Here is a 15,725-nt window from a genome sequence, read left to right as displayed (position 1 = left end):
ACCGTCCTCAGTTCTACTTCCGTACTACGGACGTAACTGGTGCGATTTCTCTGCCAGAAGGCACTGAAATGGTTATGCCAGGTGATAACGTATCGATCACTGTAACGCTGATCGCCCCGATCGCTATGGAGCAAGGTCTGCGCTTTGCGATTCGTGAAGGTGGCCGTACCGTTGGTGCTGGCGTTGTAGCGAAAATTATTGAATAAGTAGTTTGCAAAATTGGCGGAGTTAAGTTATAATTCCGCCTCTCCGTAGGCGATTAGCTCAATTGGTAGAGCACCGGTCTCCAAAACCGGGGGTTGGGGGTTCGAGACCCTCATCGCCTGCCACGATATCAGCGGAGCCGTTCCAAATTTGATTTGGGGCGGCTTTGTTTTATGGGTCGCCAGAAAGTAATGCAAAACATTGAACGCCTGAAGTTGGTAGCGGCACTCGCGTTGGTTGCGCTGGGTGTGGCTGGCTTTTATTTGGTTCCCGCAGGGCAGTCCTTTGTCGGGTCTTTGTCGGTAGTTGCGGGTCTAGCGGCTGCGGCTGCGGTGTTGTGGTTTAGCGAGACTGGTCGCGGTTTTGTTGATTACGCCCGTGATGCGATCAAAGAAGCGCAAAAGGTTGTGTGGCCAAGCAAGAAAGAAACCTGGCAGGTGACTGGGGTTGTGTTCTTGTTTGTGGCGGTTTTGGCATTGTTCATGTGGGTTGTGGATTCTGGCCTGGCTTGGGTGTTTTACGATATCGTGCTGGGTCGCGGTAAATAAGGCGGAGCATCAGGCATGGGAATGCGTTGGTATGTAGTGCATGCATATTCGGGCTTTGAAAAGAGTGTGCAAAAAGCGCTGACTGAACGAATTACACGTCTTGGCATGGAGCATCTGTTTGGTCAGATCTTGGTGCCGGTAGAAGAAGTGGTGGAAGTAAAGGGTGGCCGCAAGGCGGTTTCAGAGCGTAAGTTCTACCCTGGTTATGTATTTGTTGAAATGGAAATGACCGACGATAGCTGGCACTTGGTGAAGAGTACGCCAAAAGTGACCGGTTTTATCGGTGGTACAGGCACTAAGCCGATGCCAATCCCGCTCAAAGAAGTGGAGCGGATGATGCAGCAGGTGCAGGATGGTGCTGAAAAACCACGCCACAAAGTGTCTTTTGAAGTGGGTGAGATTTTGCGCGTGATCGATGGTCCTTTTGCGGATTTTTCTGCAACGGTTGAAGACGTTGATTACGACAAGAATCGCCTGAAAGTGGCTGTATCTATCTTTGGTCGTGCCACTCCGGTCGATTTGGAGTTTTCTCAGGTAGAAAAAACCTGATGAACTAGGCCCCCGCACGTCGGGGGTGTTGAGTTGGGGAGCTAATGTTCGCATTGGCGTTTGACCCGTTTTAAGGAGTAGTCCTGTGGCAAAAAAAATTATTGGCTACATCAAGCTGCAAGTGCCAGCTGGTAAAGCAAATCCTTCGCCTCCAATCGGTCCAGCGCTGGGTCAGCGCGGTCTGAATATCATGGAATTTTGTAAAGCCTTCAATGCTGCAACACAAGGTGTTGAGCCAGGCTTGCCAATTCCAGTGGTGATCACTGCTTTTGCAGATAAATCATTCACTTTCGTGATGAAGTCGCCTCCTGCGACCATCCTGCTGAAAAAAGCAGCTGGCATCACTAAAGGTTCTCCACGTCCACATACCGACAAAGTAGGTAAAGTGACACGTGCTCAGCTGGAAGAGATCGTAAAAACCAAGCAGGCTGATCTGACTGGTGCTGATCTGGATGCGGCTGTGCGTACCATCGCGGGCTCAGCTCGTTCGATTGGTATTGAAGTGGAGGGCGTGTAAATGGCTAAGGTTTCTAAACGTCTGGCAGCACTGCGTGCTTCTGTTGACAGCAATAAACTGTACGCAGCTGATGAAGCTCTGGCTCTGGTTAAGGGCGCAGCAACTGCTAAATTCAACGAATCAATCGATGTGTCATTTAACCTGGGCGTTGACCCACGTAAATCTGACCAAGTTGTTCGTGGTGCTGTTGTTCTGCCTAAAGGCACCGGTAAATCAGTACGCGTTGCTGTTTTCACCCAAGGCGCTAACGCTGAAGCAGCTAAAGCTGCTGGTGCAGATGTAGTAGGTTTTGAAGATCTGGCTGAACAAGTTAAAGCTGGCAATATTGATTTCGACGTGGTGATTGCATCTCCAGATGCAATGCGTATCGTTGGTCAGTTGGGTCAGATTCTTGGTCCACGCGGCCTGATGCCAAACCCGAAAGTAGGTACTGTTACGCCTAACGTTGCTGAAGCGGTTAAAAACGCGAAAGCCGGTCAGGTTCAATACCGTACTGACAAAGGTGGTATCGTTCACGCAACTCTGGGTCGCGCTTCTTTTGAAGTGGCTGATCTGCGTGAAAACTTGGCAGCTCTGGTTGATGCTCTGCAAAAAGCTAAACCAGCTAGCTCTAAGGGCGTGTACTTCAAGAAGATCGCCGTATCAAGCACGATGGGCCTGGGTGTTCGCGTAGACACTTCGTCTGTCCTGTAATCCGACTTTGGGCTGGGGCTTTGGCCCCAGAATGTCAAAGACCGTAGGTGCCAGCCATCTGGCTGGCTTAATCAAGGTGCCCAAACACCAGCCTACGCAGACGGTGCTCCCAATGCAGGCTTTTTGCTGAACCTAGTTTAGTTATTAGTCTCCTGAATATTGGTCGCCGTTTGATTGGGTGGCGCATCAACAATGCGCTGAACTTAACTAATGGAGAATGACCTTGAGTCTTAATCTTGACGACAAAAAAGCGGTCGTAGCTGAGATTGCGGCAGAAGTTGCCAAAGCCCAGACTATCGTAGTCGCTGAATATCGTGGTATCGAGGTTTCCAGCATGACTCAACTGCGCAAAGAAGCGCGTGAGTCAGGCGTTTACCTGCGTGTTCTGAAAAACACGCTGGCACGCCGTGCGGTACAAGGAACTCCGTTCGCCGATTTGGCCGACAAAATGGTTGGCCCACTGGTGTACGGTATTTCTGAAGACCCAGTTGCTGCAGCTAAAGTACTGAACAATTTCGCGAAAAAAGACGACAAAATCGTTCTGAAAGCCGGTTCTTATGATGGCAAAGTAATGGATGCAGCTGGCGTAGCCGCCCTGGCATCTGTACCAAGCCGCGAAGAACTGCTGTCAAAACTGTTGTTCGTTATGCAAGCGCCTGTTTCTGGCTTCGCGCGCGCTCTGGCTGCGCTGGCAGAGAAAAAAGGCGAAGGCGCCGCAGCTCCTGCTGCGGAAGCAGCCGAAGCATAATTTCGCAATTTAACTATATTAATCCGAAAAGATTTTCAGGAGTATTTACAAATGGCTATCACTAAAGAAGACATCCTCGAAGCGGTTGGCGCGCTGACTGTACTGGAACTGAACGACCTGGTTAAAGCGTTCGAAGAAAAATTCGGCGTTTCTGCTGCTGCTGTTGCCGTAGCTGGCCCAGCTGCTGCTGGTGGCGCTGCTGCTGCTGCAGAAGAGAAAACTGAATTCGACGTAATCCTGACCGACGCTGGCGCACAAAAAGTTGGCGTGATCAAGGTTGTACGTGAAGTTACCGGTCTGGGCCTGAAAGAAGCCAAAGACCTGGTTGACGGCGCTCCTAAAGCTGTGAAAGAAGGTGTTTCTAAAGCTGATGCTGATGCGATCGCTAAGAAACTGATCGAAGCTGGCGCACAAGCTGAAGTTAAGTAATCCTTAACTAGCTAAGTAGTTCAGGCAGACGGAGCAATCCGTCTGCCCTTTTGCGTTTGTATACTGCGCTTGCTTACAGCATGTTTGTAAGTAGCACCAGCAGCAGACAAACCAGAAACCGCTCACAACTGATTTGTTAGCGGGCGTTTTGCGGTTTGTCCATTGCGCCCCACCCATGGAGAGTTTATGAGTATGAAATACTCGTTCACTGAGAAGAAACGCATTCGTAAAAGTTTTGCGAAGCGGGCAAGTGTCCTCGAAGTACCGTTTCTGCTGGCTACTCAGATCGACTCTTATTCCGAGTTTCTGCAACTGGGCGTGCCCCTAGAAGGGCGTCGCGAGATCGGTCTGCAGGCTGCGTTCAACTCGATTTTCCCGATTGTTTCGCACAATGAGTATGCACGCCTCGAATTCGTGCACTACACACTGGGTGAACCCGCGTTTGACGTGAAAGAGTGTCAGCAGCGGGGCATCACATTTGCAGCGCCATTGCGCGCCCGTGTGCGCCTGGTGATCATGGATCGTGAGTCATCCAAGCCAACAATCAAGGAAGTAAAAGAACAGGACGTGTATTTCGGTGAAATTCCACTGATGACCCGGAACGGTTCGTTCGTCATCAATGGTACTGAGCGCGTCATCGTTTCACAGTTGCACCGCTCTCCTGGTGTGTTCTTCGAGCATGATAAGGGTAAAACCCACAGCTCAGGGAAACTGCTGTTCTCGGCGCGGATTATTCCTTACCGCGGTTCATGGCTGGATTTCGAGTTTGACCCGAAAGATCTGCTGTTCTTCCGGATTGACCGTCGTCGTAAGATGCCAGTGAGCATTCTGCTCAAGGCGCTGGGGTATACCCCTGAACAGATTCTGGCTGAATTCTTTGATACCGATACCTTCCAATTGGGTGAAGACGGTATTTTCTGGGAACTGGTGCCGGATCGCCTGCGTGGTGAAGTTGCGAAATTTGATATCGTGACTGACGAAGGCAAAGTACTGGTTCAGAAAGATAAGCGTATTACCGCCAAAACCATCCGCGATATCAATACCGCGGGTATGACCCATGTACAAGTCCCGCTGGACTACATGTATGGTCGCGTCTTGGCGAAAGACGTGCTGAATCCAGAAACTGGTGAAATCATTGCCAAAGCCAATGAAGAGCTGACCGAAGATCTGTTGGTAAAACTGGATCTGAACGAAGTTAAAGCCATCACCACGCTGTATATCAACGACCTTGACCAAGGTGGCTTCATTTCGTCGACACTGCGGACTGATGATACTGCAGACGAATGGCAAGCCCGTGTTGCGATCTATCGCATGATGCGTCCTGGTGAGCCGCCAACAGAAGAGGCCGTGCAAGCGCTCTTCAATGGCCTGTTCTTCGCCGAAGATCGTTACGATCTGTCGGCCGTAGGTCGCATGAAATTTAATAGCCGCGCTTACCCAGATCGCTTGGATGAAAAAGCGCCGGGTTGGCAGCGCCGTTTCTACCAGCGCGTAGGCGCTAAGGGCATTACTGGTCCTGGCGTACTGTCGACTGAAGACATCATCGCCGTGATTGGCATCTTGCTCGAGCTGCGCAATAGCCGCGGTGAAGTGGACGATATCGATCACTTGGGTAACCGTCGCGTGCGTTCGGTTGGTGAGCTGGCAGAAAACCAATTCCGTGCCGGCTTGGTGCGTGTTGAGCGCGCAGTGAAAGAGCGTCTGTCGCAAGCCGAATCAGACAATCTGATGCCGCATGATCTGATCAATGCCAAGCCAGTATCGGCCGCAGTGAAAGAGTTCTTCGGCTCTTCTCAGCTGTCACAGTTCATGGATCAAACCAACCCACTGTCAGAAATCACGCACAAACGTCGTGTTTCTGCCCTGGGTCCAGGTGGTCTGACGCGGGAGCGCGCGGGCTTCGAGGTTCGTGACGTACACCCAACGCACTACGGTCGTGTGTGTCCGATTGAAACGCCTGAAGGTCCAAACATTGGTCTGATTAACTCGCTGTCTTGCTACGCCCGCACCAACGAGTATGGCTTTCTGGAAACCCCATACCGCAAAGTCGTGGATGGTAAAGTCACCAGCGAGATCGAATATTTGTCGGCGATTCAAGAAGGCAAGTATGTTATTGCTCAGGCGAACGCCCAAACCGATGCAGACAACAATCTGGTCGATGAGCTGGTGACATGCCGTGAAGCCGGTGAAACCATCTTGGCTTCGCCAGATCGCGTGCAGTTTATGGATGTGGCACCTAGCCAGATCGTATCGGTTGCCGCATCGCTGATTCCGTTCCTTGAACACGATGACGCGAACCGTGCCTTGATGGGCGCCAACATGCAGCGGCAGGCCGTACCTTGTCTGCGTGCAGAAAAACCAATGGTAGGTACCGGTATCGAGCGCACTTGTGCGACCGACTCGGGCACTGCCGTAACCGCTCTGCGTGGTGGTGTGGTTGATTATGTTGATGCCACTCGTATCGTTGTGCGCGTGAACAACGACGAAGTGATCGCGGGTGAAGCCGGTGTAGATATCTACAATCTGGTTAAATTTACTCGCTCTAACCAGAACACCAACACCAACCAGCGTCCAATCGTGAAGAAAGGCGACATTCTGGCGAAGGGTGATGTGGTTGCCGACGGTGCGTCGACTGACTTGGGCGAATTGGCCCTGGGTCAAAATATGACCATCGCCTTCATGCCATGGAATGGTTACAACTTCGAGGATTCGATTCTGATTTCCGAGAAGGTGATTGCTGACGATCGTTACACCTCAATTCACATCGAAGAATTGAGCGTAATGGCGCGCGATACCAAGCTGGGCCCTGAAGAGATCACCCGTGATATCTCCAATCTGTCAGAGCGTATGCTCGGCCGTCTGGATGAGTCAGGTGTGGTGTATATCGGTGCTGAAGTTGAAGCCGGCGATGTACTGGTCGGTAAAGTAACGCCTAAAGGTGAAACTCAGCTGACGCCAGAAGAGAAACTGCTGCGCGCCATCTTCGGTGAAAAAGCCTCTGACGTTAAAGATACGTCGCTGCGCGTGCCTTCAGGCATGACTGGTACCGTGATCGACGTACAAGTATTCACGCGTGAAGGTATTGAGCGTGATAAACGCGCCCAATCGATTATCGATGAGCAACTGCGTCGCTACCGTCAAGACTTGAACGACCAACTGCGGATCGTAGAGGCCGACTTGTTCAAGCGGATTGAAGACATGCTGGTGGGCAAAGTTGCCAACGGCGGTCCGAAAAAGCTGGCTAAAGGCGCGACCATTACCGCTGAATATCTGGCCGATCAGGCGAACAAGCACGACTGGTTTGATATCCGTCTGGCCGATGAAGAAAGCGCTCGTCAGCTGGAAGCTAATAAAGACCTGATCGCACAAACTAAAGCCGAGTTCGAGCTGCGTTTTGAAGATAAGAAACGTAAGTTGACCCAAGGCGATGAGTTGCCACCTGGCGTGATCAAAATGGTGAAAGTGTACGTTGCGGTTAAACGTCGTCTGCAGCCAGGTGACAAGATGGCCGGTCGTCACGGTAACAAGGGTGTGGTATCGAAAATCCTGCCAGTGGAAGATCTGCCATACATGGCGGATGGCACACCGGTCGACATCGTACTGAACCCATTGGGCGTACCGTCACGGATGAATATCGGTCAGATTCTGGAAGTGCATCTGGGCTGGGCGGCTAAAGGGATTGGTCAACGCATCGACAAGATGCTGCGCGATCAGCAAAACCTGGAGCAAGTTCGCAACTACCTCGATCGCATCTACAACAGCGCTGGTAAGCAAGAAGACATCGCGGGTCTGACTGATGTTGAAGTGCTGGATCTGGCTCAAGGCCTGCGCAAGGGTATGACCTTCGCGAGCCCAGTATTTGATGGCGCGAAAGAGAGCGAAATCCGCGCGATGCTGGATCTGGCTTATCCAGATGAAGATGCTCGCACGCAGCAGCTTGACTTCAATAGCAGCAAAACGCAGATGCAACTGTACGATGGCCGTACTGGTGAAGCCTTCGAGCGTAAAGTGACCGTGGGTGTGATGCACTATCTGAAACTGCACCACTTGGTGGACGATAAGATGCACGCCCGTTCAACCGGTCCATACTCGCTGGTAACTCAGCAGCCATTGGGCGGTAAAGCTCAGTTTGGTGGTCAGCGTTTCGGTGAGATGGAGGTGTGGGCACTGGAAGCTTATGGTGCTGCATACACCCTGCAAGAGATGTTGACTGTGAAGTCTGACGACGTGAATGGTCGTACCAAAGTATACGAAAACATTGTGAAGGGCGATCACCGCATTGATGCTGGCATGCCAGAGTCATTCAATGTGTTGGTTAAGGAAATCCGCTCGCTCGGTATCGATATCGATCTGGAAACCTATTGATTGCTGTGAGGTATAGGGCTGCAGGCTAGGATCTGCCTAGCTTTGCAGCTAATACCCTGATTGCCCTCACTGGAGAATATTGGAATGAAAGGCTTACTCGAACTCTTCAAGCAAGTCACCCAAGACGAAGAATTTGACGCGATTAAGATCGGGCTCGCATCGCCTGAGAAAATCCGTTCATGGTCGTTTGGTGAAGTGAAGAAGCCAGAAACCATCAACTACCGTACGTTCAAACCTGAGCGTGACGGTCTGTTTTGTGCGCGTATTTTTGGCCCGATCAAAGACTACGAATGTCTTTGCGGTAAGTACAAACGCCTGAAGCACCGCGGTGTAATTTGTGAAAAATGTGGCGTTGAAGTCACGCTGTCGAAAGTGCGTCGTGAGCGCATGGGCCACATCGAGCTGGCTAGCCCAGTGGCGCACATCTGGTTCCTGAAATCGCTGCCGTCACGTCTGGGTATGGTTCTGGACGTTGCACTGCGTGATATCGAACGCGTGCTGTATTTCGAAGCATACATCGTCATCGAGCCGGGCATGACCCCGCTGCAACGCGCACAGCTGCTGACCGAAGAAGACTACTTCGCCAAAGTCGAAGAGTACGGCGACGAGTTTGTAGCAATGATGGGCGCGGAAGCGGTACGCGAGCTGCTCAAATCCATGGATGTTGATCAAGAGATCAGCAAGCTGCGTGCTGAGCTGGATAGCACCGGTTCTGAAACCAAGATCAAGAAAATCGCTAAGCGCCTGAAAGTGCTGGAAGCCTTCGAGCGTTCAGGCATCAAGCCAGAGTGGATGATTTTGGATGTACTGCCTGTGCTGCCGCCTGAGTTGCGTCCATTGGTGCCGCTGGATGGTGGCCGCTTTGCGACTTCCGATCTGAATGATCTGTATCGCCGCGTGATCAACCGGAACAACCGTCTGAAACGCCTGCTGGAATTGCGTGCGCCAGAAATTATTGTGCGCAATGAAAAGCGGATGTTGCAAGAGTCGGTCGACTCACTGCTGGACAACGGCCGTCGCGGTAAAGCGATGACTGGTGCGAACAAGCGTCCGCTGAAATCACTGGCCGACATGATCAAAGGTAAGGGCGGTCGTTTCCGTCAGAACTTGCTGGGTAAACGTGTTGACTACTCAGGCCGTTCGGTCATTACCGTAGGTCCAACTTTGCGTTTGCATCAGTGCGGTCTGCCAAAACTGATGGCGCTGGAATTGTTCAAGCCATTCATTTTCCACAAGCTGGAAGTGATGGGCCTGGCGACAACCATTAAAGCCGCCAAGAAAATGGTGGAAAGCCAAGAGCCAGTCGTATGGGATATCTTGGAAGAAGTGATCCGTGAGCATCCGGTACTGCTGAACCGTGCGCCGACACTGCACCGTTTGGGTATTCAAGCATTCGAACCGACCCTGATCGAAGGTAAAGCGATTCAGCTGCACCCACTGGTGTGTGCGGCATTCAATGCCGACTTCGACGGTGACCAGATGGCCGTTCACGTACCACTGTCGCTCGAAGCGCAGATGGAAGCGCGTACGCTGATGCTGGCGTCAAACAATGTACTGGCCCCAGCCAATGGCGAGCCGATCATTGTGCCGTCGCAGGATATCGTATTGGGTCTGTACTACATGACCCGCGAAGCAAAATATGCCAAAGGTGAGCGCCTGAGCGATGCCGGTGAACGCCTGACAATTTTTGCTGACGTGTCTGAAGCGCTGCGTGCTTACCAAAATAAAGCCGTTACGCTGCAAACTCGCGTTTCTGTGCGGACGAAACAATGGTCGAAAAACGAAGCAGGTGAGTGGGAATACCGCTTGGTGCGTCGTGACACCACAGTTGGCCGCGCGATCCTGTCAGAAATTCTGCCAAAAGGCTTGGATTTCTCGCATATCGATAAAGCACTGAAGAAAAAAGAAATCGGTAAGCTGATCAATGCTTCATTCCGTCGTTGTGGTCTGAAAGACACGGTCGTGTTTGCTGACCAGCTGATGTACACCGGTTTCTCATACTCGACGCGTGGCGGTATTTCGATTTGCGTTGACGATATGCTGGTGCCAGCGAAGAAAGTGGAACTGCTAGCAGCTGCCCACGCCGAGGTAAAAGAGATCGAGCAGCAATACAGCTCAGGTCTGGTAACCCAAGGCGAGCGCTACAACAAGGTCGTGGATATCTGGGGCCGTGCCGGTGATCAAATCGCGAAGGCGATGATGGATCAGCTGGGTAAAGAGCCAGTTCTGGATGCTAACGGCAAACAGGATGAGCAAGAATCGTTTAACTCGATTTACATGATGGCTGACTCGGGTGCTCGGGGTTCGGCAGCGCAGATTCGTCAGCTGGCAGGTATGCGGGGTCTGATGGCTAAGCCAGATGGCTCGATTATTGAGATGCCAATTACCACTAACTTCCGTGAAGGTCTGACAGTACTGCAGTACTTCATCTCAACACACGGTGCACGTAAAGGTCTGGCGGATACGGCCCTGAAGACAGCGAACTCAGGTTATCTGACACGTCGTCTGGTCGATGTAACGCAAGACTTGGTGGTTATTGAAGACGATTGCGGCACCAAAAATGGTGTGGCGATGAAGGCCGTTGTTCAAGGCGGTGACGTGGTTGAAGCCCTGCGTGACCGTATCCTGGGTCGTGTAGTTGCTAAAGACGTGGTTGATCCTTCGACACAAGAAACGATCTTCGAAGCCGGCGTGATGCTGAGCGAAGATGCAGTGGATGTGATCGAAGAGCGTGGCATTGATGAAGTGCTGGTGCGCACACCACTGACGTGTGAAACCCGCTATGGTCTGTGCGCGAAATGTTATGGCCGTGACCTTGGTCGCGGTCACCTGGTGAATAGCGGTGAAGCGGTTGGTGTTATCGCGGCGCAGTCGATTGGTGAGCCAGGTACACAGCTGACCATGCGTACGTTCCACATCGGTGGTGCGGCATCACGGGCGGCAGCAGCCAATCAGGTTGAAGCGAAATCTGGCGGCAAGATCGCTTATAGCTCGAATATGCGTTATGTAACTAACGCTAAGGGTGAGCCAGTGGTGATCGCCCGTTCAGCGGAAGTGATCGTTCTGGACGACAACGGCCGTGAACGTGAAACACACAAAGTGCCATATGGCGCTACGCTGACTGTAAAAGACGGCGACGCGGTGAAAGCGGGTGCAGTGCTGGGTACATGGGATCCTCACTCACGCCCAATCATTACTGAATACGCGGGTACCGTTCGCTTCGAAAACGTCGAAGAAGGGATGACCGTTGTTAAACAGGTAGATGATGTAACCGGCCTGTCAACGCTAGTGGTTATTGCTTCGAAAGCGAAAGCCACTTCGAGCAAGGGCGTGCGCCCATTGGTGAAACTGCTGGACGAGTTTGGCAATGAGATCAAACTGGCGGGTACTGAAACCCCAGTAACCATTTCGTTCCAAGTTGGTTCGATCATTACGGTGAAAGATGGCCAGCAAGTAGGTGTGGGTGATGTTCTGGCCCGTATCCCACAAGAATCTGCGAAAACACGCGATATTACCGGTGGTCTGCCACGGGTAGCCGAGCTGTTTGAGGCTCGTTCACCGAAAGATGCCGGCATGTTGGCAGAAGTAACGGGTACTGCAAGCTTTGGTAAAGACACCAAAGGTAAGCAACGTCTGGTGCTGACCGACCTTGAGGGTGTTGCGCATGAATATCTGATTTCTAAAGATAAGCATGTGATGGTGCACGACGGTCAAGTGGTTAACCGCGGTGAAACGATCGTGGATGGCCCGATTGATCCGCATGACATCTTGCGTCTGCAAGGGATCGAAGCCTTGGCACGTTATATCGTTCATGAAGTGCAAGAGGTTTATCGCTTGCAGGGTGTGAAGATTAATGACAAGCACATTGAAGTTATCGTGCGTCAAATGCTGCGTCGTGTCGTGATTTCTGATGCCGGTGGTTCAGACTTCATCTTGGGTGAGCAAGTTGAGCGCGCCGAAGTGTTGATCGCGAACGACAAACTGCTGGCTGAGGGCAAAGAACCTGCGAAGTTTGACAATATTCTGCTGGGTATTACCAAAGCATCGCTGTCGACTGACTCGTTCATCTCCGCTGCGTCGTTCCAGGAAACGACTCGTGTCCTGACCGAAGCGGCGATTATGGGTAAGATCGATGATCTGCGTGGTCTGAAAGAAAACGTGATCGTGGGGCGTCTGATCCCGGCAGGTACAGGTCTTGCGTACCACAAAAACCGCAAGCGCCTGCAGGGTAAAGCGGAAGCTCTGATGCCGTTTGCAGAAATTGCGGCTGAAGTGATGGCCGAATCAGCAGGTGAAACAGCAGCTGAATAATAGGAACGCCTTCCGCTTGCGCTGAAGGCGTTGACGTTCTCTTGTCAAGTTCCTTATAATTCAAAGTCTTTTGCTGCGACAGGTGAAATGCCGGTCGCAGCGTTTCCTTTTGGAAACTCAATTCCCTTGCGCAAGCTAAGGGTTTTTTATTTAAACGCGGTAGGAAGTTAGAAACAATGCCAACTATCAACCAGCTCGTCCGTAAAGGGCGTGTCGCGGAAGTCGCTAAGAGCAAAGTACCCGCTCTGCAGGCGTGTCCGCAAAAGCGTGGTGTGTGCACTCGTGTGTATACCACTACTCCAAAAAAACCAAACTCCGCTTTGCGTAAAGTTTGTAAAGTTCGTCTGACCAATGGTTTTGAGGTGATCTCATACATCGGCGGTGAAGGCCATAACTTGCAAGAGCACAGCGTGGTTCTGATTCGCGGTGGTCGTGTAAAAGACTTGCCAGGTGTGCGCTATCACTGCGTACGCGGCTCTCTGGACTTGGCTGGCGTGAAAAATCGTAAGCAGTCTCGCTCTAAGTACGGTGCTAAACGTCCTAAGGCGTAATTTGCACGGTCTGTGCGGCAGCGCAGAGCAAAAGCTGTCAAGTAAGTGGCCATCTTCATAGATGTCCGCGGGGTATCCCCAACTGAATGTCACATTAAGGAAGTAAATTTATGCCAAGACGCAGAGAAGTACCGAAGCGTGAGATTCTGCCAGATCCAAAATTTGGTAGTACTGAACTCGCTAAATTCATGAACGTTGTAATGCTGGACGGTAAAAAAGCCGTTGCTGAGCGCATCGTTTATGGCGCACTGGACCAGATCGCTAAAAAATCTGGCAAAGATGCGCTGGAAGTATTTAACACCGCAATCGGCAATGTAAAACCTGCCGTTGAGGTGAAAAGCCGTCGTGTCGGTGGTGCTAACTACCAAGTACCAGTAGAAGTACGCCCAAGTCGTCGTCTGGCATTGGCGATGCGTTGGGTCCGTGAAGCGGCGCGCAAACGTGGCGAGAAGTCAATGGATCTGCGTCTGGCGGGTGAGCTTCTGGATGCTGCTGAAGGTCGCGGTGGCGCCATGAAAAAACGTGATGAAGTGCATCGCATGGCTGATGCTAACAAGGCGTTCGCACACTTCCGCTTCTAATTACGTTTTTCCAATAAGGATTAAACCGTGGCACGTAAAACCCCTATTGAGCGGTACCGCAATATTGGTATCTCTGCTCACATTGATGCTGGTAAAACTACCACAACCGAACGTATCCTGTTCTACACCGGTGTAAATCACAAAATCGGTGAAGTGCATGATGGCGCAGCCACCATGGACTGGATGGAGCAAGAGCAAGAGCGTGGTATTACCATTACTTCGGCTGCAACCACTACCTACTGGAAAGGTATGGGCATGCAGTTCCAAGAGCATTTGGTAAACATTATTGATACCCCAGGGCACGTTGACTTCACGATTGAAGTTGAGCGTTCAATGCGTGTTCTGGATGGTGCTTGTATGGTTTATTGTGCTGTGGGCGGTGTTCAGCCACAGTCAGAAACCGTATGGCGCCAAGCTAACAAATACAACGTACCTCGCTTGGCATTTGTGAATAAGATGGACCGCTCAGGTGCCAACTTCTTCCGTGCGGTTGAGCAGATGAAAATTCGTCTGAAAGCGAATCCGGTACCTGTTGTAGTGCCTATCGGTGCGGAAGACAAATTCGAAGGCGTTGTTGATCTGCTGAAAATGAAAGCGATCATCTGGGATGACGCATCGCAAGGTATGAAGTTTGAATACGGCGATATCCCTGCGGATCTGGTTTCAGTTGCGCAAGAATGGCGTGAGAAGATGGTCGAGTCTGCGGCCGAAGCTTCTGAAGAGCTGATGAACAAATATCTCGAAACCGGCGAATTGACCGAAGAAGAGATTATCGCTGCTCTGCGTACCCGTACTCTGGCGTGTGAAATTCAGCCAGTGCTGTGTGGCTCTGCATTCAAAAACAAAGGTGTTCAACGTATGTTGGACGCAGTGATTGAATTCTTGCCATCACCATTGGATATTCCAGACGTTAAAGGTGTGGATGATCGCGAGCAAGAGGCTTCTCGTCCTGCTTCAGACTCTGCGCCATTCTCTGCTCTGGCATTCAAACTGATGAATGACCCGTATGTTGGTCAGTTGACCTTCTTCCGCGTCTATTCTGGCGTATTGAATTCAGGCGACTCTGTTCTGAACTCGGTTAAGAGCAAGAAAGAACGTATCGGTCGTATCGTGCAAATGCATGCTAACGATCGTAAAGAAATCGATGAAGTACGTGCTGGTGATATCGCTGCTGCGATTGGTTTGAAAGATGTGACTACTGGTGAAACTCTGTGTGATCCAGACCATGCTATCGTGCTTGAGCGCATGGTGTTCCCAGAGCCTGTAATTCACGTTGCAGTTGAGCCAAAAACCAAAGCTGACCAAGAGAAAATGGGTCTGGCGCTGGGTCGTTTGGCTAAAGAAGATCCATCATTCCGCGTTCGTACCGATGAAGAAACTGGCCAGACCATTATGTCTGGTATGGGTGAGTTGCACCTCGAGATTCTGGTTGACCGGATGAAGCGTGAGTTTGGTGTAGAGGCTAACGTAGGTGCGCCACAAGTGGCTTACCGCGAAACCATTACCCAAATCGCTGCTGATGTTCAGGGTAAGCACGCCAAACAGTCTGGTGGTAAGGGTCAGTACGGTGATTGTACGATCACTATCGAGCCAGCTGGTGAAGGTAATGGCTACTCGTTTATCGATGAAATTAAGGGCGGTGTAATTCCTCGCGAATTCATTCCTTCTGTCGATAAGGGTATCCAAAATACACTGAAGTCTGGTGTGTTGGCTGGCTTCCCAGTTGTGGACGTAAAAGTACGCCTGACATTTGGTTCTTACCACGATGTTGACTCTTCGCAGATCGCCTTCGAGTTGGCTGGTTCTATTGCCTTCAAAGAGGCAATGCGTCGTGCTGGTCCGGTGATTCTGGAGCCGATGATGGCTGTGGAAATTGAGACGCCAGAAGAGTACATGGGTGATATCATGGGTGATATCTCTTCTCGTCGCGGTATCTTGCAAGGTATGGATGACAATCCTGCTGGTGGCAAGATGGTTAAAGCTGAAGTTCCGTTGTCTGAGATGTTTGGTTACTCGACTACTCTGCGCTCAATGTCGCAAGGTCGTGCAACTTACTCAATGGAATTTAAGCATTACTCTATCGCACCGAAGCACATTGCTGATGCCATCATGGCAGCTAAAAAATAATCTGAGGAATTTGTAAAATGGCTAAAGAAAAGTTTACGCGGACCAAGCCGCACGTTAACGTAGGTACCATCGGTCACGTTGACCACGGTAAAACCACTCTGA

At 51.2% G+C, this 15,725-nt stretch carries 12 protein-coding genes, 1 tRNA gene and 1 pseudogene; all 14 read left to right on the top strand.

Annotated features, from left to right (window positions below; genetic code table 11):
* Positions 1–206: pseudogene (tuf, locus tag L991_RS16840) on the top strand (elongation factor Tu); the annotation flags it as partial.
* A 47-nt stretch (positions 207–253) separates the two neighbouring features.
* Positions 254–329, top strand: a tRNA-Trp gene (locus L991_RS03600).
* Positions 330–395: 66 nt separating this feature from the next.
* The gene (secE, locus tag L991_RS03595; protein WP_028448464.1) at positions 396–752 is read left to right on the top strand and encodes a preprotein translocase subunit SecE; all 357 of its coding nucleotides are present in this window, start codon (positions 396–398) and stop codon (positions 750–752) included.
* A 15-nt stretch (positions 753–767) separates the two neighbouring features.
* The gene (gene nusG / locus L991_RS03590) at positions 768–1,301 is read left to right on the top strand and encodes a transcription termination/antitermination protein NusG (RefSeq protein ID WP_028448463.1); all 534 of its coding nucleotides are present in this window, start codon (positions 768–770) and stop codon (positions 1,299–1,301) included.
* 85 nt (positions 1,302–1,386) lie between these two features.
* Entirely contained in the window at positions 1,387–1,818 is a 432-nt protein-coding gene (gene rplK, locus L991_RS03585) for a 50S ribosomal protein L11 (protein ID WP_028448462.1), read from the top strand.
* The gene (gene rplA, locus L991_RS03580; RefSeq protein ID WP_028448461.1) at positions 1,819–2,511 is read left to right on the top strand and encodes a 50S ribosomal protein L1; all 693 of its coding nucleotides are present in this window, start codon (positions 1,819–1,821) and stop codon (positions 2,509–2,511) included. It begins immediately after the preceding gene.
* Between the two features lie 223 nt (positions 2,512–2,734).
* Entirely contained in the window at positions 2,735–3,259 is a 525-nt protein-coding gene (gene rplJ / locus L991_RS03575; protein ID WP_047392356.1) for a 50S ribosomal protein L10, read from the top strand.
* A 51-nt stretch (positions 3,260–3,310) separates the two neighbouring features.
* Positions 3,311–3,688 (top strand): 50S ribosomal protein L7/L12, encoded by a 378-nt coding sequence (gene rplL, locus L991_RS03570; protein WP_028448459.1) that lies wholly within the window; start codon positions 3,311–3,313, stop codon positions 3,686–3,688.
* A 192-nt stretch (positions 3,689–3,880) separates the two neighbouring features.
* A complete protein-coding gene (rpoB, locus tag L991_RS03565; RefSeq protein ID WP_047392353.1) occupies positions 3,881–8,053 on the top strand; it encodes a DNA-directed RNA polymerase subunit beta in 4,173 nt (1,390 codons plus the stop codon).
* Between the two features lie 84 nt (positions 8,054–8,137).
* Positions 8,138–12,364 (top strand): DNA-directed RNA polymerase subunit beta', encoded by a 4,227-nt coding sequence (gene rpoC, locus L991_RS03560; protein ID WP_047392350.1) that lies wholly within the window; start codon positions 8,138–8,140, stop codon positions 12,362–12,364.
* Between the two features lie 176 nt (positions 12,365–12,540).
* Positions 12,541–12,915 (top strand): 30S ribosomal protein S12, encoded by a 375-nt coding sequence (rpsL, locus tag L991_RS03555; RefSeq protein WP_028448456.1) that lies wholly within the window; start codon positions 12,541–12,543, stop codon positions 12,913–12,915.
* A gap of 110 nt (positions 12,916–13,025) precedes the next feature.
* Complete coding sequence (rpsG, locus tag L991_RS03550; protein WP_028448455.1) at positions 13,026–13,496, top strand: 30S ribosomal protein S7; 471 nt, start codon at positions 13,026–13,028, stop codon at positions 13,494–13,496.
* 27 nt (positions 13,497–13,523) lie between these two features.
* A complete protein-coding gene (gene fusA / locus L991_RS03545) occupies positions 13,524–15,623 on the top strand; it encodes an elongation factor G (protein ID WP_028448454.1) in 2,100 nt (699 codons plus the stop codon).
* 17 nt (positions 15,624–15,640) lie between these two features.
* The coding region (locus tag L991_RS17185; RefSeq protein ID WP_047392346.1) for a GTP-binding protein at positions 15,641–15,725 on the top strand (85 nt) is incomplete at its 3' end.

The sequence above is a fragment of the Chitinibacter sp. ZOR0017 genome (genome assembly GCF_000799095.1).
In the GTDB taxonomy this organism is placed as follows: Bacteria; Pseudomonadota; Gammaproteobacteria; order Burkholderiales; family Chitinibacteraceae; genus Chitinibacter; species Chitinibacter tainanensis.
This window is presented reverse-complemented; position numbering and strand designations above follow the sequence as displayed.